The organism is Amycolatopsis mongoliensis (assembly GCF_030285665.1).
GTDB lineage: Bacteria > Actinomycetota > Actinomycetes > Mycobacteriales > Pseudonocardiaceae > Amycolatopsis > Amycolatopsis mongoliensis.
In genome coordinates this window covers 7,609,732-7,635,146 of sequence record NZ_CP127295.1, presented here as the reverse complement: position 1 = coordinate 7,635,146, position 25,415 = coordinate 7,609,732, and the positions used below count along the sequence as shown (strand labels likewise).

27 protein-coding genes are annotated in these 25,415 nt (G+C 72.5%); 16 read left to right on the top strand and 11 right to left on the bottom strand.

Features of this window, described 5'->3' with window-relative positions:
- Positions 1-3: 3 nt before the first annotated feature.
- On the bottom strand, positions 4-414 hold the full coding sequence (locus QRX60_RS36715; protein ID WP_285996041.1) for a cupin domain-containing protein: 411 nt from the start codon (positions 412-414) through the stop codon (positions 4-6).
- Between the two features lie 5 nt (positions 415-419).
- Complete coding sequence (locus tag QRX60_RS36710) at positions 420-1,982, bottom strand: phosphoenolpyruvate--protein phosphotransferase (RefSeq protein WP_285996040.1); 1,563 nt, start codon at positions 1,980-1,982, stop codon at positions 420-422.
- A gap of 103 nt (positions 1,983-2,085) precedes the next feature.
- Here QRX60_RS36710 and QRX60_RS36705 point away from each other — a divergent pair, with 103 nt between their 5' ends.
- The 5 genes from QRX60_RS36705 to QRX60_RS36685 are packed head-to-tail and all read left to right on the top strand — an operon-like array spanning position 2,086 to position 5,981.
- A complete protein-coding gene (locus tag QRX60_RS36705; protein WP_285996039.1) occupies positions 2,086-2,847 on the top strand; it encodes a DeoR/GlpR family DNA-binding transcription regulator in 762 nt (253 codons plus the stop codon).
- On the top strand, positions 2,844-3,788 hold the full coding sequence (gene pfkB / locus QRX60_RS36700) for a 1-phosphofructokinase (protein WP_285996038.1): 945 nt from the start codon (positions 2,844-2,846) through the stop codon (positions 3,786-3,788). The genes QRX60_RS36705 and pfkB overlap by 4 nt, the downstream gene beginning before the upstream one ends.
- Positions 3,785-4,237 carry a PTS sugar transporter subunit IIA gene (locus tag QRX60_RS36695; RefSeq protein ID WP_285996037.1) on the top strand — a complete coding sequence of 151 codons (453 nt, stop codon included), beginning with the start codon at positions 3,785-3,787 and terminating at the stop codon, positions 4,235-4,237. Before pfkB ends, QRX60_RS36695 begins: the two co-directional genes overlap by 4 nt.
- Before the next feature lie 2 nt (positions 4,238-4,239).
- Positions 4,240-5,691 carry a PTS fructose transporter subunit IIC gene (locus tag QRX60_RS36690; protein ID WP_285996036.1) on the top strand — a complete coding sequence of 484 codons (1,452 nt, stop codon included), beginning with the start codon at positions 4,240-4,242 and terminating at the stop codon, positions 5,689-5,691.
- An 11-nt stretch (positions 5,692-5,702) separates the two neighbouring features.
- Positions 5,703-5,981: an HPr family phosphocarrier protein gene (locus tag QRX60_RS36685; RefSeq protein ID WP_285996035.1), complete on the top strand. Its 279-nt coding sequence runs from the start codon at positions 5,703-5,705 to the stop codon at positions 5,979-5,981.
- Positions 5,982-6,231: 250 nt separating this feature from the next.
- On the opposite strand, the gene QRX60_RS36680 is transcribed toward QRX60_RS36685, so the two are convergent.
- Positions 6,232-6,819, bottom strand: coding sequence for a TetR/AcrR family transcriptional regulator (locus tag QRX60_RS36680; RefSeq protein ID WP_285996034.1), 588 nt, complete (start codon positions 6,817-6,819; stop codon positions 6,232-6,234).
- Positions 6,820-6,912: 93 nt separating this feature from the next.
- Between QRX60_RS36680 and QRX60_RS36675 the strand changes: the two genes are divergently transcribed.
- From QRX60_RS36675 to QRX60_RS36650, 6 genes are all read left to right on the top strand, one after another.
- Entirely contained in the window at positions 6,913-8,205 is a 1,293-nt protein-coding gene (locus QRX60_RS36675) for a cytochrome P450 (protein WP_285996033.1), read from the top strand.
- Complete coding sequence (locus QRX60_RS36670) at positions 8,202-9,092, top strand: alpha/beta fold hydrolase (RefSeq protein ID WP_285996032.1); 891 nt, start codon at positions 8,202-8,204, stop codon at positions 9,090-9,092. Before QRX60_RS36675 ends, QRX60_RS36670 begins: the two co-directional genes overlap by 4 nt.
- A 67-nt stretch (positions 9,093-9,159) precedes the next feature.
- Positions 9,160-10,023, top strand: a complete 864-nt coding sequence (locus QRX60_RS36665) for an SDR family NAD(P)-dependent oxidoreductase (protein WP_285996031.1) — start codon at positions 9,160-9,162, stop codon at positions 10,021-10,023.
- On the top strand, positions 10,020-11,495 hold the full coding sequence (locus QRX60_RS36660; RefSeq protein ID WP_285996030.1) for a flavin-containing monooxygenase: 1,476 nt from the start codon (positions 10,020-10,022) through the stop codon (positions 11,493-11,495). The genes QRX60_RS36665 and QRX60_RS36660 overlap by 4 nt, the downstream gene beginning before the upstream one ends.
- Positions 11,496-11,528: 33 nt before the next feature.
- The gene (locus QRX60_RS36655; RefSeq protein WP_285996029.1) at positions 11,529-12,395 is read left to right on the top strand and encodes an NAD(+)/NADH kinase; all 867 of its coding nucleotides are present in this window, start codon (positions 11,529-11,531) and stop codon (positions 12,393-12,395) included.
- A gap of 118 nt (positions 12,396-12,513) precedes the next feature.
- Positions 12,514-13,197 carry a DUF998 domain-containing protein gene (locus QRX60_RS36650; protein WP_285996028.1) on the top strand — a complete coding sequence of 228 codons (684 nt, stop codon included), beginning with the start codon at positions 12,514-12,516 and terminating at the stop codon, positions 13,195-13,197.
- Positions 13,198-13,212: 15 nt separating this feature from the next.
- Here the strand turns inward: QRX60_RS36650 and QRX60_RS36645 are convergent, their stop codons facing one another.
- The gene (locus QRX60_RS36645) at positions 13,213-14,043 is read right to left on the bottom strand and encodes a dihydrodipicolinate synthase family protein (protein ID WP_285996027.1); all 831 of its coding nucleotides are present in this window, start codon (positions 14,041-14,043) and stop codon (positions 13,213-13,215) included.
- Positions 14,030-14,392 (bottom strand): DNA polymerase ligase N-terminal domain-containing protein, encoded by a 363-nt coding sequence (locus tag QRX60_RS36640; protein WP_285996026.1) that lies wholly within the window; start codon positions 14,390-14,392, stop codon positions 14,030-14,032. The genes QRX60_RS36645 and QRX60_RS36640 overlap by 14 nt, the downstream gene beginning before the upstream one ends.
- Positions 14,393-14,497: 105 nt before the next feature.
- Here QRX60_RS36640 and QRX60_RS36635 point away from each other — a divergent pair, with 105 nt between their 5' ends.
- The 3 genes from QRX60_RS36635 (at position 14,498) to QRX60_RS36625 (ending at position 17,523) form a co-directional block, all read left to right on the top strand.
- Positions 14,498-14,935 (top strand): Fur family transcriptional regulator, encoded by a 438-nt coding sequence (locus tag QRX60_RS36635; RefSeq protein ID WP_285996025.1) that lies wholly within the window; start codon positions 14,498-14,500, stop codon positions 14,933-14,935.
- The gene (locus QRX60_RS36630) at positions 14,932-16,443 is read left to right on the top strand and encodes a catalase (RefSeq protein WP_285996024.1); all 1,512 of its coding nucleotides are present in this window, start codon (positions 14,932-14,934) and stop codon (positions 16,441-16,443) included. Before QRX60_RS36635 ends, QRX60_RS36630 begins: the two co-directional genes overlap by 4 nt.
- An 87-nt stretch (positions 16,444-16,530) precedes the next feature.
- Positions 16,531-17,523, top strand: a complete 993-nt coding sequence (locus tag QRX60_RS36625; RefSeq protein ID WP_285996023.1) for a YdcF family protein — start codon at positions 16,531-16,533, stop codon at positions 17,521-17,523.
- A gap of 677 nt (positions 17,524-18,200) precedes the next feature.
- Here the strand turns inward: QRX60_RS36625 and QRX60_RS36620 are convergent.
- From QRX60_RS36620 to QRX60_RS36610, 3 genes are all read right to left on the bottom strand, one after another.
- Positions 18,201-19,340, bottom strand: coding sequence for a DICT sensory domain-containing protein (locus QRX60_RS36620; protein ID WP_285996022.1), 1,140 nt, complete (start codon positions 19,338-19,340; stop codon positions 18,201-18,203).
- A gap of 83 nt (positions 19,341-19,423) precedes the next feature.
- Entirely contained in the window at positions 19,424-20,920 is a 1,497-nt protein-coding gene (locus tag QRX60_RS36615) for a cryptochrome/photolyase family protein (RefSeq protein ID WP_285996021.1), read from the bottom strand.
- Positions 20,921-20,958: 38 nt separating this feature from the next.
- Positions 20,959-21,585 carry a TetR/AcrR family transcriptional regulator gene (locus QRX60_RS36610; RefSeq protein ID WP_285996020.1) on the bottom strand — a complete coding sequence of 209 codons (627 nt, stop codon included), beginning with the start codon at positions 21,583-21,585 and terminating at the stop codon, positions 20,959-20,961.
- Between the two features lie 86 nt (positions 21,586-21,671).
- Between QRX60_RS36610 and wzt the strand changes: the two genes are divergently transcribed.
- Positions 21,672-22,412 carry a galactan export ABC transporter ATP-binding subunit Wzt/RfbE gene (gene wzt / locus QRX60_RS36605; RefSeq protein WP_285996019.1) on the top strand — a complete coding sequence of 247 codons (741 nt, stop codon included), beginning with the start codon at positions 21,672-21,674 and terminating at the stop codon, positions 22,410-22,412.
- 4 nt (positions 22,413-22,416) lie between these two features.
- Here the strand turns inward: wzt and QRX60_RS36600 are convergent, their stop codons facing one another.
- A complete protein-coding gene (locus QRX60_RS36600) occupies positions 22,417-22,863 on the bottom strand; it encodes a MarR family winged helix-turn-helix transcriptional regulator (RefSeq protein WP_285996018.1) in 447 nt (148 codons plus the stop codon).
- Between the two features lie 329 nt (positions 22,864-23,192).
- Positions 23,193-23,621, bottom strand: coding sequence for an SRPBCC family protein (locus tag QRX60_RS36595; protein ID WP_285996017.1), 429 nt, complete (start codon positions 23,619-23,621; stop codon positions 23,193-23,195).
- Positions 23,622-23,727: 106 nt separating this feature from the next.
- On the opposite strand from QRX60_RS36595, the gene QRX60_RS36590 reads away from it, so the two are divergent.
- Positions 23,728-24,165 carry a DUF4383 domain-containing protein gene (locus QRX60_RS36590; RefSeq protein WP_285996016.1) on the top strand — a complete coding sequence of 146 codons (438 nt, stop codon included), beginning with the start codon at positions 23,728-23,730 and terminating at the stop codon, positions 24,163-24,165.
- Here the strand turns inward: QRX60_RS36590 and QRX60_RS36585 are convergent.
- Complete coding sequence (locus QRX60_RS36585) at positions 24,116-25,366, bottom strand: glycosyltransferase 87 family protein (protein ID WP_285996015.1); 1,251 nt, start codon at positions 25,364-25,366, stop codon at positions 24,116-24,118. The genes QRX60_RS36590 and QRX60_RS36585 overlap by 50 nt on opposite strands.
- Positions 25,367-25,415: the final 49 nt, after the last annotated feature.

Here is a 25,415-nt window from a genome sequence, read left to right as displayed (position 1 = left end):
TGTTCAGGCGTTGCGGGCCATGAACGTCCGGGCGTCCCCTTCGGAAGGATCGACGAACACGATGTCGTCCGGGCGCCGCCGCGGGACGTCGATGGCCAGCACCACCAGGGGTTCCTCCGTGATCCGGGGGAAGCCGTGGACCTTCCGCCGCTCGAAGCAGAGGAACATCCCCGGCCGCGCCTCGAACTGCTCGCCGTCCAGGTGGAACGTGCCGCCGCCGCTGAGCACGTAGAGGTGCTCGTCGCACTCCTCGTGGTAGTGCAACGGAACCTCGCGGTAGATCCGGAAGATCCGGGCGCTGGCCGACGGCTTGTCGACGAAGTACTTGTCCACCAGCATCGTCGTGGCGGTCGCGGGCAGCGCCGCCGCTTCCGCGTGGACGTCGAAGACACTCCGGCTGTTGTCGCTCTCCATGCCCGTCAAGCTAGCGCCCGGCACGTCGCGAGGTCGACCGCGCGCAGGGCCGTGCCCACGCCCGCCAACGCCACCGCGTTCATCGACAACGACGTCACTCCCAGGCCGGTCAGCACCGGCGCCAGCGAGGGATCCGCCGCCGCCTCCCCGCACACCCCGACCGGCTTTCCCGTCGCCGCGCCGGCTTCCGCGACCAGGCCCACCAGTTTCAGCAACGCCGGCTGGTGCGGGTCGTTCAACGAGGCCACCGCGCCGAGCTGGCGGTCCGCCGCGAAGACGTACTGGGCCAGGTCGTTCGTGCCCAGGGAGACGAAGTCGACCTCGGCGAGGATCTCCGCGGCGCACAGAGCCGCCGCCGGGATCTCGATCATCACGCCCACCCGGGCGATTCCCGCCGCGCGCGCACGCGAAGCGAACCAGGCCGCCTCCGCCGCCGTCGCGACCATCGGGGCCATCACCGACAGCTCGGCGCCCGTGTCGGCCGCCGCCGCGGCGATCGCGCTCAGCTGGCGGTCCAGCAGGTCCGGCCGGTCGAACGCGACCCGCAGGCCGCGGACGCCGAGCGCGGGGTTCGGTTCCTCCCCCATCGGCAGGAACGCGAGCGGCTTGTCCGAACCGGCGTCCAACGTCCGGACGACGACCGGCTTCCCGGCGAACGGCTCCAGCACCGCGGCGTACGCGGCCCTCTGCTCCGCCTCCGCCGGCTCGGAAGCCGCCGACAGGTAACAGAACTCCGTGCGGAACAGTCCGATCCCTTCCGCGCCGGCCGCGGCGGCAGCGCGGGCGTCGGCAGACGAACCGACGTTGGCGAGCAGCTTCACGCGGTGCCCGTCGGCGAGCCGGCCTACGCCGTCCCACGCCGGGCGAGGCGTCCGCGGCGGGGCCAGCACGCGGCCGTCGGACGATGAGACCGTGCCCGCGGCACCGTCGACCGCGAGGCCCGGACCGGAAAGCTCCAGGACGCCGGCGCACGCGACGACGGCGGGAATCCCCAGCGCCCGGGCCAGGATCGCGGTGTGGCTCGTCGGTCCGCCCTCTTCCGTCACCAGCGCGAGGACGAGGTCCGGGTCGAGCCCGGCGGTGTCGGCCGGGGCGAGGTCGCGAGCCACCAACACGCTCGGCGACGTCAGCTCCGGGAGGCCGGGCGGGGCCTGCCCCGACAGGACGGCGACGATCCGGTCGCGGACGTCGGCGACGTCCGCGGCGCGTTCGGCCAGGTAACCGCCGGCGGCCCGCAACGCCGTCATGAACTCGCCCGCCGCCTCCCACACCGCGCGCGGCGCAGGCAGCGAGCGCTCCCGCACGAGCCGTTCCGCGGAGGCGGCCAGCGCCGGGTCCGCGGCCATCGCCGCCGTCGTCTCCAGGACCGATCGGGCATCACTGGACACGGAACGGGCACGATCGGACAGCGACGAGGCGACTGCTTCCGTCGCCGGCCCGATCTTGCCCGCTTCCGCGAGCAGATCGTCCGGAGCTGGGGAAGAAGCGGGTTCCCGCAGGTCAGCGGCCACGACGACGCGTGGACCGGCGACCCGGCCGGGGCTGACTCCGACTCCGGACAACTGCATGGCGGGACCTCCGGGAGCAAAGGATCTCGTAACTGGGGATTGACAGTACGGTAACAACGGGCACAATCAAACTACAACGGGCAAACATCGGAGAGGAACGGGCATGTACGCCGCCGAACGGCATCAGCTCCTGGCACAACGCGCACGTCGCGACGGCCGGGTCGACGTCAACGACGTCGCGACCGAACTCGGTGTCGCCCCCGAGACCATCCGCCGCGACCTCGGCGTCCTCGAACGCCAGGGCGTCGTCCGCCGCGTCTACGGCGGCGCCGTCGCGGTCGAGCGGCTCGACTTCGAACCCGAGGTCGCGCAGCGGGACCAGACCAACGCCGCCGAGAAGGACGCGATCGCCCGGGCCGCCCTCGACCTGGTGCCCGAGCGCGGCTCGGTCCTGCTCGACGCGGGCACGACCACCAGCAGGCTCGCGACGCTCCTGCCCGCCGGCCGCGAGCTGACGGTGATCACCAACTCGATCCCGGTCGCGTCGATCCTCGCCACTCGCCCGGGCATCACGCTGCACATCCTCGGCGGCCGCGTGCGCGGGACGACGCTCGCCGCCGTCGAAGCGTGGACGCTGCGCGCGCTCGACGGCTTGCTCGTGGACGTCGCCTTCCTCGGCGCCAACGGCTTTTCCGCCGAGCACGGCTGCACGACGCCGGACATGGCCGAGTCCGCGGTGAAGGCCGCCGTGGTCGCCGCCGCCCGCAAGCGGGTGCTGCTGGCCGACCACAGCAAGTACGGCACCGACCAGCTCAGCCGGTTCGCGCGGCTGACCGAGATCGACGTCCTGGTCACCGACAGCGGCCTCGACGCTGGCGCAGTGGCCGAGCTCGAAGAGGCGGGCCCGGAGGTGGTGCTGGCGTGATCGTCACCGTGACCCCGAACCCGAGCCTCGACCGGACCGCGCGACTGGGCGAGCTGCGCCGCGGCGAGGTCCTCCGCGCGGAGGCCGTGCGGCTCGACCCCGGCGGCAAGGGCGTCAACGTCGCCCGCGCCCTGGCCGCCGCCGGGACGCCGACCGTCGCGCTGCTGCCCGCGGGCGGCCTGGTCGGCGAACGGCTGGCCGACCTGCTCGCCCCCGAAGGCGTCCCGGTCGTCGCCGTGCCGATCGCCGGGACGACCCGCAGCAACATCACGCTCGTCGAAGCCGACGGGACCACGACGAAGATCAACGAGCCGGGCCCGGAGATCTCCCCCGCCGAGCTCGCCACCCTCGAACGCCGCGCCGTCGAGCTGGCCGCGCGTGCGGAATGGCTGGTGTGCTGCGGAAGCCTGCCCGCCGGCGTGCCCGACGACTTCTACGCGCGGCTGACGAAACTGGCCCACGACGCCGGGGCCAAGGTCGCCGTCGACTCCTCCGGCGCGCCGCTCGCCGCCGCCTGCGCGGGCGGGCCGGACCTGCTCAAGCCGAACCTCGACGAGCTGACCGAGCTCGCCGGCCGCCCGCTGCCGCTGCTCGGCGACGTCGTCGCCTTCTGCCGCGAGCTGATCTCCGCCGGCGTCGGCCGCGTGCTGGTCAGCCTCGGCGCACGCGGCGCCGTGCTCGTCGAGGGCGCGGAAACCTGCCACGCGCTCGGCCCGCTGGTCGCCGTGCGCAGCACCGTCGGCGCCGGAGACGCCGCACTCGCCGGGTTCCTCCACGCGGGAGGAACCGGCCCCCGAGCCCTGCGGACCGCGGTCGCCTACGGCACCGCCGCGGTCACGCAGGAGGGCAGCCGCATGCCCACCCCGCACGACGTGCACCCCGACCAGGTGCGCGTGCTCGACGCCGACCCCACCCTCACCCTCAGCGGAGCCGCCGCATGACCACCGCAGACCTGATCACCGCCGACCTGGTCGACCTCGCCCTCGACGCCACGGACAAGAACGCCACCGTTCGCGGGCTCGCGCAGCGGCTCGTCTCCGCGGGGCGGGTGACCGACCTCGACCTGTTCCTCAAGGACGTCGCCGCCCGCGAGGAGCAGATGGCCACCGGGCTCGAAGGCGGCATCGGCATCCCGCACTGCCGCTCGGCCGCGGTGACCGCGCCGACGCTGGCGTTCGGCCGCAGCGCCGCGGGCGTCGACTTCGGCGCCCCGGACGGCCCGGCGACGCTGATCTTCCTCATCGCCGCGCCCGAAGGCGGCGGCAGCGACCACCTCCAGGTGTTGGCCGCCCTCGCCCGCCGGCTCGTCCGGGTGGAGTTCAAGCAGCACCTCCTCGACGCCACCGACGCGGCGGCCGTCGCCGAGTACATCCGCCAGGAGGTGGCCTGACCATGAAGTTCGTCGCCATCACCGCCTGTCCCACCGGGATCGCGCACACCTACATGGCCGCCGAGTCGCTCGAGCAGACCGCGAAGGCCAACGGCGACACGATCGTCGTCGAGACCCAGGGCTCGGCCGGCTCCGAGCCGCTGTCCGCCGAGGACATCGCGAGCGCGGACGCCGTCATCTTCGCCGCGGACCTCGCCGTGCGGGGCCGGGAACGCTTCGCCGGCAAGCCGATCGTCGAAGCGCCGGTCAAGGCCGCGATCAACGACGCCGCGGGACTGTTCGAACGCGCGAAGGCCGCGGCCCGCGAGCCCGTCGCGGCGGCACCCGCCACTCCCGAACTCACCTCGAAGGTCGGCTCGAACGACAAGGCCGGCACGCGGATCCGCCAGTGGCTGATGACCGGCGTCAGCTACCTGATCCCGTTCGTCGCCGCGGGCGGGCTGCTGATCGCCCTGAGCTTCGCCCTGGGCGGCTACAAGATCGTCGACGCACCGAAGGTCACCGAGCACTTCGACGCGGGTTCGGTGGCCGGCTGGGCCGCGCTGATGTTCCAGATCGGCAGCGCCGCCTTCGACTTCCTCGTGCCGGTGCTGGCCGGGTTCATCGCCTTCGCGATGGCCGACCGCCCGGCGATCGCCCCCGGTTTCGTGGGCGGCGCGATCGCCGTCACCGTCGGCGCCGGGTTCCTCGGCGGCCTCGTCGCGGGTCTCCTGGCCGGTGGCGTCGTGCTGGCGCTGAAGCGGATCCAGGTACCGAAGGCGATGCGCGGCATCATGCCGGTGGTCGTCTACCCGCTGCTCGGGTCCATTGTGGTCGGGGTACTGATGTACGTCGTGGTCGGGAAGCCGATCGCCGCGGCGACGTCGGGCCTCACGAACTGGCTCAACAGCCTCAGCGGCGTCAGCGCGCTGCTGCTGGGCGCGCTGCTCGGCCTGATGATGGCGTTCGACATGGGCGGCCCGGTCAACAAGGCGGCGTACGCGTTCGCGGTCGGCGGCCTGACCACCGGCGCGACGGCGTCGCTGCAGATCATGGCCGCGGTGATGGCGGCGGGCATGGTGCCGCCGCTGGCGCTGGCTTTGGCGTCCACCGTGCGGAAGAAGCTGTTCACGGAGGCCGAACGCGAGAACGGGCGCGCGGCGTGGCTGCTGGGAGCGTCGTTCATCACCGAGGGCGCGATCCCGTTCGCCGCGGCGGACCCGTTCCGGGTGATCCCGTCGATCATGCTGGGCTCGGCGGTGACCGGCTCGCTGTCGATGGCGTTCGGCGCGACCCTGCGCGCCCCGCACGGCGGGATCTTCGTGCTCCCGCTGATCGGCAGCCCGCTGCTGTTCCTGGTGGCACTGGTCGCGGGCACCTCGGTCGCCGCCGGTTCGGTGATCCTGCTCAAGCAGGTGCGCTTCCGGGCGACCGAACGTTCCGCCGCCGTGTCCGCCCACACCGTCAACGCCTGAAGGAGTCCACTGTGTACCAACGCCGCACGCTCGTCGCCAGCAGCGTCGGGCTCCATGCCCGCCCGGCGGGCCTGGTCGCGAAAACGGCCGCCGGTCAGCCGGCCAAGGTGAAGATCGCCAAGATCACCGGCGGGGTGGCCGGGGATCCGGTCGACGCCGCGAGTGTCCTGGGACTGATGACCCTGGGTGCCGCTTTCGGCGACGAGGTCGAGCTCACCGCCGACGGTGACCACGCCCGGACCTCGGTCGACGCGCTGGCCGAACTGATCGCGCGGGACCTGGACGCGTGAGGAACTAGTGTCGCGCGTGGCAGGTGTTTGACGTTCGGTACGGCTGGAACCTGCGTCATGAGAGCCCGGCCCGTGCAGGCCCCGGCCGCGATGCAGTGAATGACTCATTCACCTCGTCCGGCGACATGAATGACTCATTCATGTCGCCGGACCAGCCGCCGCGACCCTCGGCAGATCCCGGTCCGATGCGCCCGACGCCACCTTGACGCGCAGGGCCGGGCCGCTGTCAACGAACCTCGGACGCGCGACACTAGGCCGGGCCGAGCAACGCGATCGAGGCGCGCACAGCGACCTCGGTGACGTCGCCGGCCCGGCCGCCGTCCTCCACTGTCGTCGCGATCAGCTCCCGCAACCCGCCCAGGAGCATGATCGCCAGCTGACGGGACGGCGGGCTGATCCCCGCCGCCCGCAGCTCGGGCGTGTCCGTCAACCTCTGCGTCATCGCGATGAACCCCTCCATCGCGTCGCGCTGGAGGTCGCGGGCCTGGGCTCCCAGCGCCGGGACGTCGCGGATCCAGCTCAGCGTGATCGCCGGCTCCGACTCCGCGCAGGCGATCCACGCCTCGATCGCCTGGCGCACCTGAAGGGCCCACGGCGCGCGCGGGTCGACGGCGTCGGAGATCTGCTGGATCATCGAGCGGTTCGCGTCCGCCAGCAGCGCGATGAAGCACTCTTCCTTGCTGGAGAAGTGTTCGTAGAACGTCCGGCGGGAGGTGCGGGCGCGGCGGACGACGTCGGCGACCGTCGTGTCGCGGAACCCGTCCTCGGTGATCGATGCCGCGAGCCCGTCGAGCAGCCGCTGCCGGAACCGGCGCGTGTCGACGTCCACGGAAGACATTGCCGTCACGGTATACCCCTCCTCTTGAAACCGGATGGTACACCGGCGTACCGTACCGACGGTACGCTCGCGTACCACTTCTCGGGAGGGTCGATGACGACCATGACAACCGCGGTGACGCTGCCGCCGGGGCCGACGGCACCGCGCGCCGTCCAGGGCGCCTACGCCCTGACGTTCCCGCTCCGCGGAATGCGCCGCCTGCGGGAGCGGTACGGCGACGCCTTCACGGTGAACGTGCCGATCTTCGGCCACGCCGTCGTGATCAGCGACCCGGCCGAGATCAAGCAGCTCTTCACCTCCGGGTCCGACCTCGTCGACAACCTCGAGGTCAACCTCGGCCGGGTGCTCGGCCCGCACTCGATGTTCGCGCTGTCGGGCGACGAGCACAAAAAGCAGCGCAAGCTCCTCGTGCCGCCCTTCCACGGCCGCCGGCTCGCCGCGTACGAGAAGATCGTCGAAGAAGAAACCCTGCGTGAGCTGGAGAGCTGGCCGGACGGAAAAGCGTTCGCCACCCTGCCGTCGATGATGCGGATCACGCTCAACGCCATCCTCCGCGCCGTGTTCGGCGCCGAAGGGGCCGAGTTCGCCGAGCTGCGCGAGCTGCTCCCGCCGTTCGTCACCCTCGGCTCCCGGCTGGCCGTCGCGCCCATCCCGAAGAAGGGCCGCTTCAACCCCTGGCGCCGCTTCGAACGGATGCGCCGCGAATACGACGCGATCGTCGACCGGCTGATCGCGAAGGCCCGCCCGGACGGCGACGACGTCCTCTCGATGATGCTGCAGACCCGCTACGACGACGGATCCGGGCTCAGCCGCGACGAGATCGCCGACCAGCTCCTCACCCTCCTCACGGCGGGGCACGAAACCACGGCGACGACGCTGGCCTGGGCCGTCGAACGCCTCCGCCGGCACCCCACGCTGCTGGAAGAGCTGAACGAAGACGACGGGAAGCTCCTCGACGCCACGATCCTCGAGGTCCAGCGCACCCGCCCGGTCATCGACCTGACCGCGCGCCAGGTCAAGCAGGACGGCTACCAGCTCGGCCGCTGGACCTTGCCGAAGGGGTACGCGGTGCTCGTCAGCATCGCCCTGATCCACGACGACGACGCGGTGTTCCCGCACGCGGCCACCTTCGACCCGCACCGCTTCGAAGGCGCGCGCCCCGACCTCTACCAGTGGATCCCGTTCGGCGGCGGCACCCGGCGCTGCCTCGGCGCCGCGTTCGCGACCATGGAGATGACCGTGGTGCTGCGGACCCTGCTGCGGGACTTCGACCTCGTGCCGACGGCCGACCGCGGCGAACGCTGGCACTCGCGGGGCGTGGCCTACGCCCCCGCCAAGGGCGGGCGCGCGGTCGTGCGCCGCCGGAGCACCGGAGGAGATTCGTGACCGAAGAGATCGCCGACGCCGGCCGGGGCATTTCCCTGGCGTACGAACGGATCGGGGACCGCGGCGCCGAGCCGTTGCTCCTCGTCGCCGGGCTGGGCCAGCAGCTGCACAGCTGGCCGGACGCCTTCTGCGCGCAGCTTGCCGAGCGCGGGTTCGAGGTCGTCCGGTTCGACAACCGCGACGCCGGGCGCTCGACGCACCCCCGCTTCCGGCCGCCGAGCTTCGCCGCGATGCTCGCCGGCCGGTTCCCCGCGCAGCAGTACGGCCTGAAGGACATGGCCGCCGACACCGTCGGCCTGCTCGACACGCTGGGCCTGGAGACCGCCCACGTCGCCGGGGTGTCGATGGGCGGCATGATCGCGCAGACCGTGGCGGCGCTGAGCCCGGCCCGCGTGCGGACGTTGACGTCGATCATGTCGACGACCGGGGCACGTCGGGTCGGCCGTCCGGCGCTCTCGACCTGGCGGCTGATGGCGGCGAAGCCGCCGAAGTCCCGCGAGGAGGCCGTCGAGCGCGCGGCCCTGATGTTCCGCCACATCGGTTCGCACGGCTTCCCGTTCGACGACGCCTGGGTGCGCGAAGCGGCCGGGACGGCCTGGGACCGTGATCCCTCGACCGGCGGCGTGGGCCGCCAGCTCGCCGCGATCCTCCGCTCCGGCAACCGGACCGCCCTGCTGCGGTCGATCACCGCTCCCACGCTGGTGATCCACGGCGACCGCGACCGGATGGTCCACCCCACCGGCGGCGGCGCCACCGCCCGTGCGATCCCCGGCGCCCGGCTCGAAACCATCCCCGGCATGGGCCACGACCTGCCCGAAGGCGCGTGGCCCGTGCTCCTGGACCTGATCGGCGAGCACGCGAGGAGCAGCGATGTCACGGCGCCGTAGTACCAATCCGACGGAAAGCAGGCGGAGACGATCCGCAGCCGATCCGCACGGGGCGGCGGTTTCCGCCGTGGCTGCCGTCGGATCGGTACCCAAACGGCACAGCATCACCGGCCGCCCGGTGGTGATCACCGGCGCCGCGTCCGGCATCGGCCGGGCGCTGGCCACCCGGCTGTCCCGGCTCGGCGCGCCGGTGGCCCTCGCCGACGTCGACGAAGACGGGCTGAAGGCCACCGCGTCGGCGCTGCACGGCCGCGTGCTCACGCGGGTGCTCGACGTCCGCGACGCCGCCGACCAGCTCCGGTTCGCCGGCGAGGTGCGGGAGTGGCTCCCGGCGCCGCTGGCCGCGGTCTTCAACAACGCCGGTGTCGCGGTCACCTCGAGCGCGCTCGACGCGGTGCCCGAGGACGACGACTGGCTGCACGACATCAACTTCCGCGGGGTGGTGCACGGGACGCGGGCGTTCCTGCCGATCCTCGCCGAGCAGGGTGAGGGCGCGATCGTCAACACCTCCAGCGTGTTCGGCCTGCTCGGGATGCCGTACCAGAGCGCCTACTGCGCGGCGAAGTTCGCCGTCCGCGGCTTCACCGAGTCGCTGCGGCAGGAGCTGGCCGGCAGCGCGGTCCGCGCGATCACCGTGCACCCGGGCGGCATCACCACGAACATCGCGCGCAACGCCCGGGTGCGCCGCGACCCCACCGGCCTGGGCCGCAGCCGCGAGGAGATGGCCGCGCAGTTCGAGGCCATGACGATGACGTCGCCGGACAAGGCGGCGGCGATCATCCACGCCGGTGTCGACCGCGGCAAGGCGCGGATCCTCGTCGGCCCGGACGCCTACCTGTTCGACGCGCTCGCCCGCGTCACCCCCACCCACTACAACGCCGTGCTCACGCGCCTGATGAGGCGCCCGCGGCGGACGGAGGCCGCGCGATGACCGAGCACGTCGAGGTCCTGATCGTCGGCGCCGGGCTGTCCGGCGTCGGCGCGGCCCACCACCTGCGGACGGCGTTCCCGCGCAAGACGTACGCGATCCTCGAAGCCCGCGACGCCATCGGCGGCACGTGGGACCTGTTCCGCTACCCGGGTGTGCGGTCCGATTCGGACATGCAGACCCTCGGCTACCGGTTCCGGCCGTGGACCAGCGAGAAGGCCATCGCCGACGGCCCGTCGATCCTGAAGTACGTCCGCGACACCGCGGCCGAAGCCGGGATCGACCGGCACATCCGGTTCGGGCACAAGGTGATCCGCGCCGAGTGGTCCACAGAGGACGCGCAGTGGACGGTCGAGGCGACCCACGACGGCGAGCCCGTCCGGTTCACCGCGAAGTTCCTCTACCTGTGCAGCGGCTACTACGACTACGCGGGCGGCCACACACCGGAGTTCCCCGGCATCGAGAACTTCGGCGGCACGGTCGTGCACCCGCAGCACTGGCCCGAAGACCTCGACTACACCGGCAAGAAGGTCGTCGTGATCGGCAGCGGCGCGACGGCCGTGACGCTGGTGCCGGCGATGACCGACCGCGCCGGGCACGTGACGATGCTGCAGCGCTCCCCCACCTACATCCTTTCGCTGCCGTCGGAGGACGCCCTGGCCAACCGGCTGCGGAGCCTGCTCGGCCCGAAGCTCGCGTACCCGATCGCGCGCTGGAAGAACGTCGCCGTGAGCACGCTGATCTACCAGCTCAGCCGCCGCCGTCCGGGCTTCGTCAAGGCGCTGATCCGCAAGGCCGCGATGAAGCAGCTGCCCCCGGGTTACGCCGTCGACACCCACTTCAAGCCGCGCTACCAGCCGTGGGACCAGCGGCTGTGCCTGGTGCCGGACGGCGACCTGTTCCGCTCGATCAAGCGCGGGGACGCCTCCATCGTCACCGACCGGATCGCGTCGTTCACGAAGGACGGGATCCGGCTGGAGTCCGGGGACGAGCTGGCGGCGGACGTCGTCGTCACCGCGACCGGGCTGCGGCTGCTGGCCTTCGGCGGCATCGACCTGGTCGTCGACGGCGACCCCGTCAAGCTGCCGGAAACCATGGCGTACAAGGGGATGATGCTCAGCGGCGTGCCGAACTTCGCGTTCACGATCGGCTACACCAACGCGTCCTGGACGCTCAAGGCCGACCTCGTCGGCGAGTACGTCGTCCGTCTGTTGCGCCACCTCGACCGGCACGGCTACGACCAGTGCGTGCCGGTCAACGACGACCCGGCGGTCACCGAACGCCCGCTGCTCGACTTCGACGCGGGGTACGTGCTGCGGTCGATCGACGAGTTCCCGAAGGCCGGCTCACGGGCGCCGTGGACGCTCGGCATGAGCTACGCGCACGACGTCGTCAAGCTCCGGCACGGCAAGATCGACGACGGCGCGCTCCGCTTCTCGCGGCGGAAGACGGGAGCGGGCAGACTGAGCGCATGACGCTCGGCAATCTGCCCGTCCGGAGCCGCTGACATGCACTCCGCGGGACTCGTGCTGCACCCCCGCCGCGACTCGGCGGCCGCCGTCGAAGCCGTGCTCGGCTGGGCGGGCAACCGGAACATCGAGATCCTCGGCATCGCCGACGAGATCGTCCGCCTGAACTGCGCGGCGATCGGGGTGACGCCCGAGGAGCTCGGCCGGCGGTCCGACCTGGTGGTCAGCCTGGGCGGGGACGGCACGATGCTGCGGGCCATGCGGCTGGCCGACGGGCAGCGCGCGCCGGTGCTCGGGGTGAACCTCGGCAAGCTGGGCTTCCTCGCCGAGGTCGACGTCCCCGACCTGCCCGGCGCGCTCTCGGCGATCGACGACCACCAGTTCACGGTCGAGCCGCGGCTGGCCGTGGACGCCGTCCTGGAGGGGCGCCGGATCACGGCGTTCAACGACATCGCGGTGGTGCGCGTGCCGGGCGAAGGCAGCGCGGTGGTCGCGGTCCGCGTCGGCGGGCAGCCGTTCGTGAGCTACTCGGCGGACGCGGTGGTCGTGGCCACCCCGACCGGCTCGACGGCGTACAGCTTCTCCGCCGGCGGCCCGATCACCAGCCCGGCGGTGGAGGCGCTGCTGGTCACGCCCGCGGCGCCGCACTCGGCGTACAGCCGGGGCGTGGTGCTGTCGGTGCACGACGAGGTGACGCTGGAGCTGCTGCCGACCAGCGGCAGGCTCGCGGTGGAGGTCGACGGCCAGGTGGCGGGCTACGTCTCCCCCGGCGACCGCCTCGACCTGCGGGGCCGCCCGAGCGCGGCGCGGGTGGTCCGGCTCGGGATGACGACGTTCTACCAGCGGGCGCGGCGCAAGCTCCGGCTCACGGACTCGGCGGAGATCCCGCAGGACGGCGAGCACTGACCCTGGTGGTGGCGCACGTCACATCTCGGGCGTGTCCCGCGCTGGTCACGGAAAGGTCACAGGTAGCGTCCCCGGCTTGCGCCTGAACCAGCCGAGCCGCCGCGGAGTGTCTAAACGCATGCTGTCCCCTTCGCCCGTCCGTCCCTCGCTCCGTGCCCGCCTGCTCGTGCCGGGGGCGCTGACCGCCTTCGCCGGCGCCGTCGTCCTGCTGGCCGTGCTGCACCTCGACCGGCGGCTCGCACCGCTCGACCCGGTCAGCTCGATGCTCAGCGACTACGCGCTGAGCCCGGGCCGCTGGATGTGGGACGGCGCGTTGCTGCTCACCAGCACCGGCTCGGCGCTGCTGCTGGTCGCGCTCTACCGCCGCGGCCTGCTGGCCAACCCGGCGCTGGTGGCGGCGAAGGCGTTGTGGTGCGTCAGCCTGCTCGCGGTCGCCGTCTTCGCGAAGGATCCGCAGGGTGGCGCCATCACCGCCACCGGCAAGATCCACCTGTACGCCTCGGCCGTGACGTGCCTCAGCCTGCCGGTCGTCGGCTGGGCGCTGGGCCGCCGGCACCGCGACGACCCGCGCTGGCGCCGCTTCGCCACCTGGTCGCGGCGGCTGGCGCTCGCCGCGATCCCGTTCTACCTGCCGTTCATCGTGCCGTTCGCGGTGAACGTCGTCCTCGGCGGCCACCTGCCGACGGTCGCGACCGGCCTGGTGGAGCGCTTGATGATGGTCCTGGAGATCGCGCTGCTCGCGGTGCTCGGCCAGTGGGCCCACCGGGCGATGCGCGCGGGAGTTCCCTTCCGGGCGGCCTGACCCCGCGCACCCGGCTCAGCCGGTCACCGTCGCGATCCGCTCGACGTGCGGCGCGGGCGCCGGCATCCGCAGCCGGCCGTTGCCGATGCCCCGCTGCCGCAGCGCCTCCTTGATCCCTTCGACGGTGCCGCCCAGTGCGGCGAGGACCTCGTCGGCCCGGGCCTGGGCCGCCCGCTCGGCCGCGGTGTCCCCCGCCTCGACCGCGGCCGCCAGGTCGGTGAAGGGTTCCGGGAACGCCGACGACAGGCCGGACACGACGCCCGCCCCGCCGGCCCGGGCGACCGCGGCCACCTCGGTGTCGGCGCCCGACCAGAACCGCGCGTCCGGCAGGGCCGCCCGGAAGTCGGCGAGCCGGGCCGCCGCGGCGCCGGACAGCTTGCCGCCGCGCAGGCCCGTCGCCGCGAACTGCTCCGGGGAGAGCGTGACGCCCGTGCGGTCCGGGAAGAGGTAGCCGTAAAGGTCGGCGTCCCCGGCGGCCTCGCCTACGGCCGCGAAGTGCCGCCGGACGGCCTCGGCGTCGGCGGGCAGGTAGTACGGCGTGATCACGGCCAGGCGCGTGGCCCCCGCGGCGAGGGCGTCCGCGGTCAGGGCGATCGCTTCGCGGGTGCTCGCCGCGCCGACGTGCACGATCGTGCGGTCCGGGCCGAACACCGCGAGCGCGAGCGCGGCGAGCGTCCGGCGCTCGGCGCGGTCGAGCGCCGGGAACTCGCCGGTCGTCCCGGCGACGAAGACGCCGTCGACGCGGCCGTGCAGCCAGGTCAGCAACGCGGTGTTGGCGGCTTCGTCGAGCGCGCCGTCGTCGCGGAACAAGGTGGGCGTGGCGGACAGGACCTCAGCGCGCGGCATCGGCGTCCCCCGGCTGGTCTCGGGTGCGGTGCAGGAGCCAGTCCCGGTCGGTCCGGATCAGCGCGTACCGGACCGACTCCGTGCGGCCGTGGAGGGTGAACAGGATCCGCTTCTCCGTCCGGTCGTGCTCCTCCCACCAGCCCGTGTCGGCGACCTTCTTCGTCTCGTCCTCGTAGGCGAGGTGGTCCAGCGCGTGATCCGGCACGGCGACCGCGAGCCGGTTGCCGCTCGCATCCGGTGGGAGGCCGCGCGGCACCGCCCACGACCGCAGCACGCCGTCCTCCTCCAGCCGGAGGTCGAAGTGGTGCCGCGGGCGCCAGTGTTCGTGCAGCACGAAAGCCGGTCTCACCCCTCCACCTTGCCAGATTTCCCGGCCGCTACCCGTTTTGCGGCTTCCCAAACCGTCCATCCGAGGACTTGACCCGATCCAGAAAAGCGGGGACGGTGGGTGGCCATGAGCGATGTGACCACCACGCTGCGGGCCGCCGGCCTGCGCGTCACCGCGCCCCGGCGGGCGGTGCTCACGTGGCTGGCCGCGCATCCTCATTCCACAGTGGACGAAATCGGCACCGGGGTCCGCTCGGTGCTGGGATCCGTGTCCACCCAGGCGGTCTACGACGTCCTGGGCGCGTGCGCGGAGGCCGACCTGATCCGGCGGATCGAGCTGCCGGGACACCCGGCCCGGTTCGAACGGCGGGCCGGGGACAACCACCACCACGTCGTGTGCCGCCGCTGCGGGCGGACGGAGGACGTCGACTGCGTGGTCGGCGCGGCCCCGTGCCTGACCCCGGGCGACGCACACGGCTTCCTGATCGACGAAGCGGAAGTGGTGTTCTGGGGCCTCTGCCCCGGCTGCCGCCGCACCCCTTCCAGGAAAGAGGCATCACCGTGACCGAACCGACCACCACCGACGCCGGCATCCCGGTCGAGAGCGACGAACACTCGCTCACCGTCGGGCCCGACGGCCCGATCCTCCTGCACGACAACTACCTCATCGAGCAGATGGCGCAGTTCAACCGCGAGCGCGTCCCCGAGCGGCAGCCGCACGCCAAGGGCAGCGGCGCGTTCGGCCGGTTCGAGGTGACCGGCGACGTCAGCGCGTACACCAAAGCCGCCGTGTTCCAACCGGGGACGAAGACCGACCTGCTGATCCGGTTCTCCACCGTCGCCGGCGAGCGGGGCAGCCCCGACACCTGGCGCGACCCGCGCGGCTTCGCGGTGAAGTTCTACACCAGCGAAGGCAACTACGACATGGTCGGGAACAACACCCCGGTGTTCTTCATCCGCGACCCGCTGAAGTTCCAGCACTTCATCCGTTCGCAGAAGCGCCGCGCCGACAACAACCTGCGCGACCACGACATGCAGTGGGACTTCTGGACGCTGTCGCCGGAGTCGGCGCACCAGGTCACCTGGCTGATGGGCGACCGCGGGATCCCGCGGACCTGGCGCCACATGAACGGCTACAGCTCGCACACCTACATGTGGGTCAACGCCGGTGGTGAACGCTTCTGGGTGAAGTACCACTTCAAGACCGACCAGGGTGTCGAGACCTTCACCCAGGACGAGGCCGACCAGATGGCGTCGGCCGACACCGACTACCACACGCGCGACCTGTACGAGGCGATCGAGCGCGGCGACCACCCGAGCTGGACGCTGAAGGTGCAGGTCATGCCCTTCGAGGACGCCAAGACGTACCGGTTCAATCCCTTCGACCTCACGAAGGTGTGGCCGCACGGCGACTACCCGCTGATCGACGTCGGGCGGATGACGCTCGACCGCAACCCGACCGACCACCACACCGAGATCGAGCAGGCGGCGTTCGAGCCGAGCAACCTGGTGCCGGGGATCGCCGCGAGCCCGGACAAGATGCTGCTCGGCCGCCTGTTCTCCTACCCGGACGCGCATCGCTACCGGATCGGCGCGAACTACAAGCAGCTGCCGGTCAACGCCCCCGTCGCCCCTGTGCACAGCTACAGCAAGGACGGCGCGATGCGGTACACGAAGGTGTCGGACCCGGTGTACGCGCCGAACTCGAAGGGCGGCCCGCAGGCCGACGTCGCGAAGTACGGGCAGCCTTCGGGCTGGCACACCGACGGCGACATGGTCCGCACGGCGTACACGCTGCGCGAGGAGGACGACGACTGGGGCCAGGCCGGGACGATGGTCCGCGAGGTGCTGGACGACGCGCAGCGCGGCCGGCTGGTCGACAACGTCGTCGGGCACCTGCTCAACGGCGTCTCCGAACCGGTGCTGCTGCGGGCGTTCGACTACTGGCGCAACGTCGACAAGGACCTCGGCGACCGGATCGAGTCGGGCGTGCGCGGCAAGCAGGAGGAGAAGGACCCGAAGGCCGCCGACCAGGGCAACCCGGCGCGCTCGAGCATGCAGCGCAAGGCCTGACGACTCCACAGTGGACGCGGACCCGGTGCACGCGCACCGGGTCCGCGTGCTCTACGTTGGCTTCTTCACTGGAGGTGGGGAGGCCGGGTGACCGTCACCGACGTCGTGCTGCCCGCCTGCGCCGCGGCGGCCCTGCTGGTGTTCGCGATCCGCCTGGCCCGCGAACCGCGCCGGCTCGGCAACGCCGTCTGGCTCGGGGTGGCGTTGCTGCTGACCGGGTTGTGGCTGCTGCGCACGGCCCTGCACCTGGAGTGGCTCACGCCGGTCCTGGTCGCGGTGGTGGCGGTCGTCGGGCTGGTCGTCGCGGTCGTGCTGCCGGGCGCGCTGATCGTCAACGGCGTCCGGATGGTGCGGCGCGAGGGCCGGAGTATCGCGAACCTGCTGTCGTTCCTGCTCGGGGTCGGCATCCTGGTGCTCGAAGGGCTGTTCTTCGTGCCGCTCGGCCGGTGGGGCTCGGCCCTGGTGGCCACGGCGGCGGTGCTCGGCTGCTACTTCGGCTTCCTGTTCGCGTCCCTGCTCGGGTATTCGATCCTGTACGGCAGGCTGCGGCGGCGCACCGGCTTCGACGCGATCATCGTCCTCGGCTGCGGCCTCGCCGGCGACCGCGTGACACCGCTGCTGGCCGCCCGGCTCGACCGCGCGATCCGGCTGTACGACCGCGAAGCGACTCCCCCGCTGCTGGTGGTGTCGGGCGGGCGGGGGCCCGGCGAGACGATGTCCGAAGCCGAAGCGATGGACGAGTACCTGCGCTCGCGGGGAATCCCGGCCGACCGGATCCGCCGCGAGGACCGCGCGACGACGACCGGGGAGAACCTCGCGTACTCCGCGGAGCTGCTCGGCGACGTGCGGCCACACCGGGTGCTGACGGTGACCAGCAACTACCACGTCTTCCGGACGGCGGTGGAGTGCCGCCGGCTGGGCCTGCCGTTCGACGCGGCGGGCGCGCCGACCGCCCGGTACTTCCTGCCGAGCGCGCTGCTGCGCGAGTTCGCGGCGCTGATCCTCCACTACCGCCGCACGACGATCGCGGCGTGCGCGCTGATCGTCGGCGGCGGACTGGCACTGGCGATCTTCGCCTAGCGTCGCGCGTTGCAGGTTGTTTGACGCTTGAGGCGGCTGCCACCGTCAGGAGGGACCGGGCCCGCGCAGACCTGGCCGGGGAGCGCGCCGGTACGCGGGTCTGCCGCGGCTGGTCGTGAGTGCGAAACAGGGTTAGAACACAGTTTCTCACTCACGACACCGCCCGTCGACGAACAACAGACGCGCGACACTAGCCGGGCACGGCGGCGAGTGTCGCGCGTCCGAGGTTCGTCGACAGCGGCCCGGCCCTGCTCGCCACCGTGGCGCCGGGTGCAGCGGACCCGGATCTGCCGAGGCTCGCAGCGGCTGGTCCGGCGACATGAATGACTCATTCATGTCGTCGGACGAGGTGAATGAGTCATTCACTGCATCGCGGCCGGGGGCTGCACGGGCCGGGCCCGCCCAGGCGGAAGCGGCGGCGCGAGGACTGCCGGCGGCCGACTCCCTTCTCGCGGCCGCGCGGACGGCATGTACCGCGGGAGTGCAGGTGTCGGCGGGTGTCGCTGTCGGCCTCTTCGCGGTCGTTGCCGTGGGTTCGGTGCTGCGCCGCGTCAGGACCACGGAACAATGGCCGGACGTATAGATCGTTATACAGTCGCCAGGACGGGCTGCCATCGGCGTGGCGTCGCTTGTGGACTCTTCGCCCACGGGCGGCACCCGAACCTGGGGAGCCGCCGTCAGCGGAACCAGGCGCCCGCCCCCGAGCGCAGCACCAGCCCCTGCGGCTCCGGCGGGATCGGCAGCGACCCCTGGCTCGGCGGCCACAGCATCACCGCCGGGACCTCACGCAGCTGGGCTCGGAGTTTCTGCAGCGGCAGCGGGCGCCGGCGGGTCAGCAGTGTCGTCGTGCGGGGGTGCAGGTCCACGAACGGGTACGTCGCGTGCAGCGCCGCCAGCCGCCGCTCCAGGTGGTGGCTGCGGGACGTCAGCTTCGCCGCCGGCACCGACGGCTGGATCACCAGGAACTCCCCCGGCCCGAGCCGGACGGCGCGATCGAGCGGGCGCAGTCCCCCGCGGAGCAGGTCGGCGATGTTCTGCTCCGTGTGCATCCGGACGCGGGTGCCGTGCCGCCGCTCGACCGCGGCGAGGTCGTCGACCGCGACCAGCACCAGCCCGAGCGGCACCGTGTCGGTCGCGTCGCCCAGCCACCGCGTGATGCCCGCGAGGGTGTCGAGACCGGTGTCCGGGTCGACGGCCGGGCCGGGGACGACCGGCGCCGAGGCCCGTGCCTCGTCCAGCCGGGCCGCCACGTGCCGCAGGGCCGCTTCGGCCCGGCTCTCGACGTCGACCGCCGCCGGAGCCTCCACCGACGCGAGGACCTCGCCGACCTTCCGCCGCACCGCCGGGGGCAGCCGGTCGCCCATGGCGTCGCGGAGCCGGACGACCTCCGCGTAGGCCTCGTCGCGGCGCAGCCCCCAGCGGCCGCGGAACAGCCGCGCCCGCTCGACCGACGACGCCCGCGGGTCGATCTCGTCCAGGTCCTGCGCGACGACGGAAGCTCCGAACGTCGGCGACAGCACGGCGACCGACCACTCCCGCGCCATCGGCTCGTCGGGGCGCAGCAGCACCGGGGTGACGCCGTGCGGGAGGTCGGGCCGGCCCGAGTCGACCATGCCGACGACCGTGACGGCCGCCTTCCGCGCGATCCGCGCGTACATCTCGCGTTCCCGTTCGAAGTACGGCAACCGCTGGAAGAGTGCGAACACCACGGTGTCGGCGCCCGTCCCGTCGGCGAGCGCCGCGCGCTCGACGGCGTGGGACGCGGTCACGAGAGCGCGCTTGGACAGCACGCCAGCGCGCTGGTCTGCGTCGGGCACGGAGGATCGCCTTCGCCGGGGAAAGGGAGGGCATCACCGTAAAAGAGCATTGGCCGCCCGGCTAGCCACACAATGGAGTGAAATCAGAAGTGGCGGCGGTCGGCCTCCCGGGCGACGACTTCGTCACGGTCCGCAAGCCTTTCCAGGCCCCGCAACGGTTGCCGCATCCGGGGGTTGTCCCGGAACCGGCCGGCGTTGCGGTCGAGGAACGCCCAGTACCCGGCGGTGAACGGGCACGCGTCCGGCCCCGTCCGCTTCTTCGGGTCGAAGACGCAACCGGGGCAATGGTCACTCATCCGGTTGATGTAGGCGCCACCGGAGGCGTACGGCTTCGTCCCGACGAGCCCGCCGTCGGCGTACTGGCTCATGCCGATCACGTTCGCCGGCATCACCCACGGGAACCCGTCGACGAAGGCGGTGGCGAACCAGCGGGTCAGCTCGGCCGGGTCGTAGCCGCGCTGCAGCGCGTGGTTGCCGAGCACCATCAGGCGCTCGATGTGGTGGGCGTAGCCGCGGTCGCGCACTCCGGCGAGCGCCGTCCGCAGGCAGGCGGCTTCGACGGCGTCCGCGTCCAGCGAGCGCCACCAGTCCGGCAGCTTCCGGCGCGCCTGCAACGCGTTGCGCCGCAGGTACTCCGGCCCTTGGTGCCAGTACAGGTGCCACACCCACTCGCGCCAGCCGAGCACCTGCCGGACGAACCCTTCGACGCTGCTCAGCGGCGCGGCGCCGGCCCGGTACCGCTCTTCGGCCCGCCGCACGACGTCGCGGGGGTCGAGCAGACCGAGGTTGAGCGGCACCGAAAGCAGCGCGTGCGCCATCGCCCAGTCGTGGGTGAGCATCGCGTCCTGGTGGGGCCCGAAAGCAGGCAGCCGGTGGTCCAGGAACCGGCGCAGGGCACGGCTCGCTTCGTCGTGCCCGACGGCGAACCGCCGCGGGCCGTCGACGCCGACGGGGTGGATCTTCCCCGCGCGCTCGGCTTCGTCGAGTTCCGCGCGGACGCGGTCGTCGATCTCGTTCTCCCGCGGGTGCCAGGGCGCGGGCACGTCGAGCCGGGTGGTCTTCGGCGGCGGCTGCCGGTTCTCCTCGTCGAGGTTCCACCGCCCGCCGGCCGGTTCGCCGTCCGGCTCCAGCAGCACACCGAACTTCCGGCGCTGGTCACGGTAGAAGTCCTCCATGACGAACCGCGTGCGGCCGTCGGCCCAGGCGGCGAAGTCCTCTTTGGACAGCAAGAACCCGGGCGTCGGCAGGATTTCCGTGACGAGGCCTTCGTCGCGCAGCCGCCGGACGAAGGCATCGGCCGCGTGCGGCGCTGGTTCGTGCACGACGACCGGCCGCCCGAACCGCCGCAGGCCGGTGCGGTAGTCGGGAGCGTCGACGAGGGTGACGCGGTCGCCGAGGTCGGCCGCGAGCCGGTACAGCGCGGCCTGGACGAGGTGCAGTTTCTGCCGGTGGAACGGTTTCGCGGCGAAGGCGGCGGCCGAACGGATGAGCAGCACGTCGCGGTCGCGGTGCCCGGAGGTGCTGTGGAAGTGGGGCCCGAGCTGGTCGGCGAACAGCCAGAGCGCGGGCTCGTCTCGCATGGCCGGAACGCTAACCCGCTTCGGGCGGCTCCGCTCGCTCAGCCGTCGCGCGGGGTCAGGTAGGCGAGCGCCATCTCGGTCGTCTCGGTGGCCCACGTGCTCCAGGTCAGCTCGTCGGGCCAGAACCGGCAGGTGGCGGCGCGGTGCACGCAGGAGCCGATGATGGTCCGCGCGGTCGTCCGGACCGCGAGCGCGGGGTCGGGCCGGTGCACCTGCTCGAGGAACGGGTGCACGGCTTCGACGAGCGCCTGCTGCACCGCGGCCAATGCCTGAAGGCCGCGATCGCGCCCGTCGGCCCGCTGACCGTCGAGCAGCTCCGGGAAGATCCGGTCGTGACCCGAGAATGTGTTCGCCAGCGCACGGGTGAACGCGCCGACGAGCTCGCGCAGCCCGGGCGCTGACGAGCGGAGTGCTTCGCCGACGCCGGTCTCGAGGCGTCCGAGCAGCTGGTCCTTCACGGCGTAAAGGAGCTGGTCCTTGCCCGAGAACCGGCTGTAGATCGCCCCGACCGACATCCCCGCCCGCTCGGCGACCGCCCCGACGGTGAATTCTTCGAGGCCGCCTGCGGCCAGCACGTGCTCGGCGGCGGCCAGCACCTTCTGCAGCGACTCCCGGCTGCGAGCCTGCTGGGGTGGACGGAAACCGGGCTCGACGGTGTGACTCACCGGCCGCACGTTACCTCCCATCCCCGGACCCCCTCCAGATGCGAATGATAACTTGCATTCGCATATTGGCGCCGAGAGGGGCGAGCATGGTGAGCATCGAAGTCCAGGGCGCGTACGTCGACTTCCCGATCTTCGACGCCAAGACCCGGTCACTCAAGAAACAGGTGCTCGGCAAGGCCGGCGGCCGGATCGGCACCGAAGCGAAGGTCCCGGTCATCGAGGCGCTGCAGGACATCACGCTCTCGATGGGCGACGGCGATCGGGTCGGCCTGGTCGGGCACAACGGCGCCGGCAAGTCGACGCTGCTGCGGCTGCTGTCCGGCATCTACGAGCCGACCCGGGGCAGTGCCCGGGTCGTCGGCCGGATCGCGCCGGTGTTCGACCTCGGCGTGGGGTTGGACCCCGAGGTCTCGGGCCTCGAGAACATCATGATCCGGGGCCTGTTCCTCGGCATGACCCGCAGGCAGATGGAGAAGCGCGTCGACGACATCGCGGAGTTCACCGAGCTCGGCGACTACCTGCGCCTGCCCCTGCGCACCTACTCCGCCGGCATGCGGGTCCGGCTCGCCCTCGGCGTCGTCACCACCATCGACCCCGAAATCCTCATCCTCGACGAGGGGCTCGGGGCGGTCGACGCGGCGTTCCTCGCCAAGGCCCGCGGGCGGCTCGTGGACCTCGCCCGCCGCGCCGGAGCGCTGGTGTTCGCTTCACACGCCGACGAACTGCTGCGGGCACTGTGCACCACCGCGCTCTGGATGGACGGGGGCCGGATCCGCGAGCACGGCCCACTCGACGACGTCCTCGCGGCCTACCACGCGAGGCCATGACGACCTAGCGCGGCTCGGCCGCGTACGTGCGCAGCACGTGCGTCGTGTCGCCGAGGAACTTCGCCACGACTTCGGCCTGCCCGGGCTCCAGCTCCTCCGTCAGCCGGGTCACCGCGTCGATCAGCGGCGCCAGCGCCGCGCGGACCTCGGCGCGGGCCGCATCGGCGATGACCAGCGTGATCCGCCGCCCGTCGCTGGGGTGACGGTCGCGGCGGACGTGACCGGCGGCCTCGAGGCGGTCGACCAGGACCGTCGCCGACGCGGAGCGGATCTTGAGCGCGTGCGCCAGGTCGACGGTGCCCATCGGCGTACCCGACGCCAGGTGCTGCAGGGCCTGCACGTCGGTCGCGCCGAGGTCCAGGCGCCGGGCCAGCGCCAGCTGGACGTCATGGGCGAGCGCCAGCAGCTCCCGCAGGGCGAGGTTCACCCGGAACGCGACGCTGTCTTCCACCCGGTCATTCTACGGTCGCTAGACGATCTATCGAGATTGCCACGTCGGGTGGGGTGGACCGGGCGAGGTCCCCGGACACCACCTAGTGTCGCGCGTCTGAGGTTCGTCGACAGCGGCCCGGGCCCTGCGCGCCAAGGTGGCATCGGGTGCAGCGGACCTGGATCTGCCGAGGGTCGCGGCGGCTGGTCCGACGACATGAATGAGTCATTCATGTCGCCGGACGAGGTGAATGACTCATTCATGTCGTCGCGGGAGGGGCTGCACGGGCCGGGGTCTCGTGGCGCAGGCTCCCGACACCTCGAACGGCAAACAACCTGCAACGCGCGACACTAGGAGGACCAGCCGCCCTGAGTCTCGGCCGCTTCGACGTCGGCGCTTGCCGCGTGGGTCATCGCGGCCACCGTGCGCTCGAGGCCCTGCTGGACTTCGCCGCCGCCGGCCTCGCGGACGCTGTGCAGCGTCACGGTGATCTCCGACGACGCCGGGCCGTTCTCGGCGATCCGCAGCTCGCCGTGGTAGTCGTCGGGACCTTCCGCGCCCCAGGACAGCGAGCGGTTCGCGGTGTCGGTGTGCAGCCACGCCTCGCTCGCGACCCGCTTGCCGTGGACTTCGGCCTCGACGTGCACGCTGTCGCCGCCCTTCGGCTCGGCGACCTTCATGTCCGGGAAGTACCGCGGCAGGTTCTCGGGGTGGCTCAGGAAGGCGAACAGCTCGTCGGCCGGGACGTCGGCGGTCGCGGTGTGGCGGTACTCGGTCATCGTCAGCTCCTCGTCGGCGGTCGGATCGCGCCCCGGTTACCCCGCCGGCCCGGGAACAACCCCGCACGGATGCATTAAACGGGGCCGCACGGGGAATCCGGAAAGCATGACGGCCACCGAACCCGAGACCCGGATGCCCAAGCGGGGGCCCGCCCCCGTGCAGGGCATGGGCATGCTGATCGGCCTGCTGTTCCTGATGCTGGGCGCGTTCGAGCTGATGCCGGGGGTCACGGTCGGCGAAGGGTCCGCGCGGGCGCTGTTCGGGGTCTTCGCGGTGTCGGGAGCGTGGACGCTGGTGCACCTGCTGACCGGCGCCGCCGCGGTGTTCTGCACCCGCTCCCCGCGCGCGGCCGCCCGGTTCCTGGTCGTCGCCGGGGCCTGCTACGCCGTGGTCGGCCTCGCCGGGCTGCTGCCGCTGCCGCGGGCGGTCACCGACGCGCTGCCGCTGAACACCGCGGGGATCTGCCTCGCGCTGGCGTTCGGCACGGGGATGCTCATCCTCGGAGCGGGCTGGCTGTGGCGCCGGCCGGAACGGCGCCGCTGAGGTCGCCGGCCGGCCGCGGGAACCGCACGAGCACCGCCGTGACCAGCACCGCGAGTCCGAAAAGGACGTAGCCGTTGCCGGTCAGCTGCTGGAGGAAACTCCAGTCCCGCTCGACCTCGCCGCCGCGCGGCCACCACCACTGCGGGCCGGCGACGAACAGCGCGGCGCCCACCCCGGCCACGGCGGCGAACCCACGCCGGCGGGCGCGGCGAGCCAGCTCCGCCCAGCCGAGCAGCACGACCACGGCCCAGACCCAGTGGTGCGTCCACGAGATCGGGGAGACGAGCAGCCCGCCGACGGCGTTCACGCCGAGCGCGACGGTCTTCTCCCCCGCGGCCAGCGCGCGCCGCACGCCCAGCGCGGTGAGCACGAGCACGACCGCGACCAGCGGCAGCCACCACGCGGTCCGCGCGCCCGCCGGCACCCCCGCCCTGGCGAGCAGCCCCAGCAGGGATTGGTCACCGGCGTAGGTCGGCTCACCGACGCGCCCGGTGTCCCAGAGCGCACTGGTCCAGTACCGCAGCGAATCCGCACCGGCGAGCAGGAAGCCCAGCGCCGTCGCGCCCAGGAAGGTGACGACGGCGGTCACGGCCGCGCGGGTGTCGCGGCGGAGCAGGAAGTACAGCAGGAAGATCGCCGGGGTCAGCTTGATCGCGGCGGCGAGACCGATCAGCAGGCCACGCGGCCACCGCGGGGTGTCCACCAGCACGTCCAGGACGACGAGCGCGAGCAGCAGCAGGTCGAGCTGGCCCGCGTACACCGTGCGCAGGACCGGCTCGAGCACTTCGGCGGCCAGCAGCAGCACCCCGACCCGGCGCCAGTCGCAGCGCGCGCCCAGCGCGCGGAGGACCGTCACCAGCACCCCTGCGAGCAGGCCGAGCGTGCCGACGGTGACCACGAGACAGGCGGCCCAGTAGGGCAGCACGGCCAGCGGGGCGAGCACGATTGCCGCGAACGGCGGGTAGGTGAACAGCAGGAGCTGGCCGTCGCCGGTGGGCGGCAGCGTGCCGTACAGCGCTTCGCCGTGCAGCAGCGCCGCCGACCCGAGCCGGTAGACGTCCAGGTCGACGCGGTACGCGGGGAACCGCCACCGGCCGTCGTTGTACGACACGAGCAGCGCCACCAGCACCAGCGCCTGGGCGCCCAGCAGCACGTACGCGTTCCCCAGCCTGGCCCGCACCCCTCGTCCCCCTCTGATCATCTCTCGCATTCTGTCGGGTCGCGGCCCGGGCGCCATCCGGGAAACCCCC

Bases quoted from the DNA above. Each gene is read 5' to 3' on its own strand.
- QRX60_RS36635 (WP_285996025.1), top strand. From the start codon at position 14,498: ATGAGCGATGTGACCACCACGCTGCGGGCCGCCGGCCTGCGCGTCACC.
- QRX60_RS36645 (WP_285996027.1), bottom strand. From the start codon at position 14,043: ATGCCGCGCGCTGAGGTCCTGTCCGCCACGCCCACCTTGTTCCGCGAC.
- QRX60_RS36675 (WP_285996033.1), top strand. From the start codon at position 6,913: ATGACGACCATGACAACCGCGGTGACGCTGCCGCCGGGGCCGACGGCA.
- QRX60_RS36650 (WP_285996028.1), top strand. From the start codon at position 12,514: ATGCTGTCCCCTTCGCCCGTCCGTCCCTCGCTCCGTGCCCGCCTGCTC.
- QRX60_RS36695 (WP_285996037.1), top strand. From the start codon at position 3,785: ATGACCACCGCAGACCTGATCACCGCCGACCTGGTCGACCTCGCCCTC.
- QRX60_RS36615 (WP_285996021.1), bottom strand. From the start codon at position 20,920: ATGCGAGACGAGCCCGCGCTCTGGCTGTTCGCCGACCAGCTCGGGCCC.
- QRX60_RS36595 (WP_285996017.1), bottom strand. From the start codon at position 23,621: ATGACCGAGTACCGCCACACCGCGACCGCCGACGTCCCGGCCGACGAG.
- QRX60_RS36715 (WP_285996041.1), bottom strand. From the start codon at position 414: ATGGAGAGCGACAACAGCCGGAGTGTCTTCGACGTCCACGCGGAAGCG.
- QRX60_RS36655 (WP_285996029.1), top strand. From the start codon at position 11,529: ATGCACTCCGCGGGACTCGTGCTGCACCCCCGCCGCGACTCGGCGGCC.
- QRX60_RS36590 (WP_285996016.1), top strand. From the start codon at position 23,728: ATGACGGCCACCGAACCCGAGACCCGGATGCCCAAGCGGGGGCCCGCC.
- QRX60_RS36690 (WP_285996036.1), top strand. From the start codon at position 4,240: ATGAAGTTCGTCGCCATCACCGCCTGTCCCACCGGGATCGCGCACACC.
- QRX60_RS36660 (WP_285996030.1), top strand. From the start codon at position 10,020: ATGACCGAGCACGTCGAGGTCCTGATCGTCGGCGCCGGGCTGTCCGGC.
- QRX60_RS36585 (WP_285996015.1), bottom strand. From the start codon at position 25,366: ATGATCAGAGGGGGACGAGGGGTGCGGGCCAGGCTGGGGAACGCGTAC.
- QRX60_RS36710 (WP_285996040.1), bottom strand. From the start codon at position 1,982: ATGCAGTTGTCCGGAGTCGGAGTCAGCCCCGGCCGGGTCGCCGGTCCA.
- wzt (WP_285996019.1), top strand. From the start codon at position 21,672: ATGGTGAGCATCGAAGTCCAGGGCGCGTACGTCGACTTCCCGATCTTC.
- QRX60_RS36680 (WP_285996034.1), bottom strand. From the start codon at position 6,819: ATGTCTTCCGTGGACGTCGACACGCGCCGGTTCCGGCAGCGGCTGCTC.
- QRX60_RS36705 (WP_285996039.1), top strand. From the start codon at position 2,086: ATGTACGCCGCCGAACGGCATCAGCTCCTGGCACAACGCGCACGTCGC.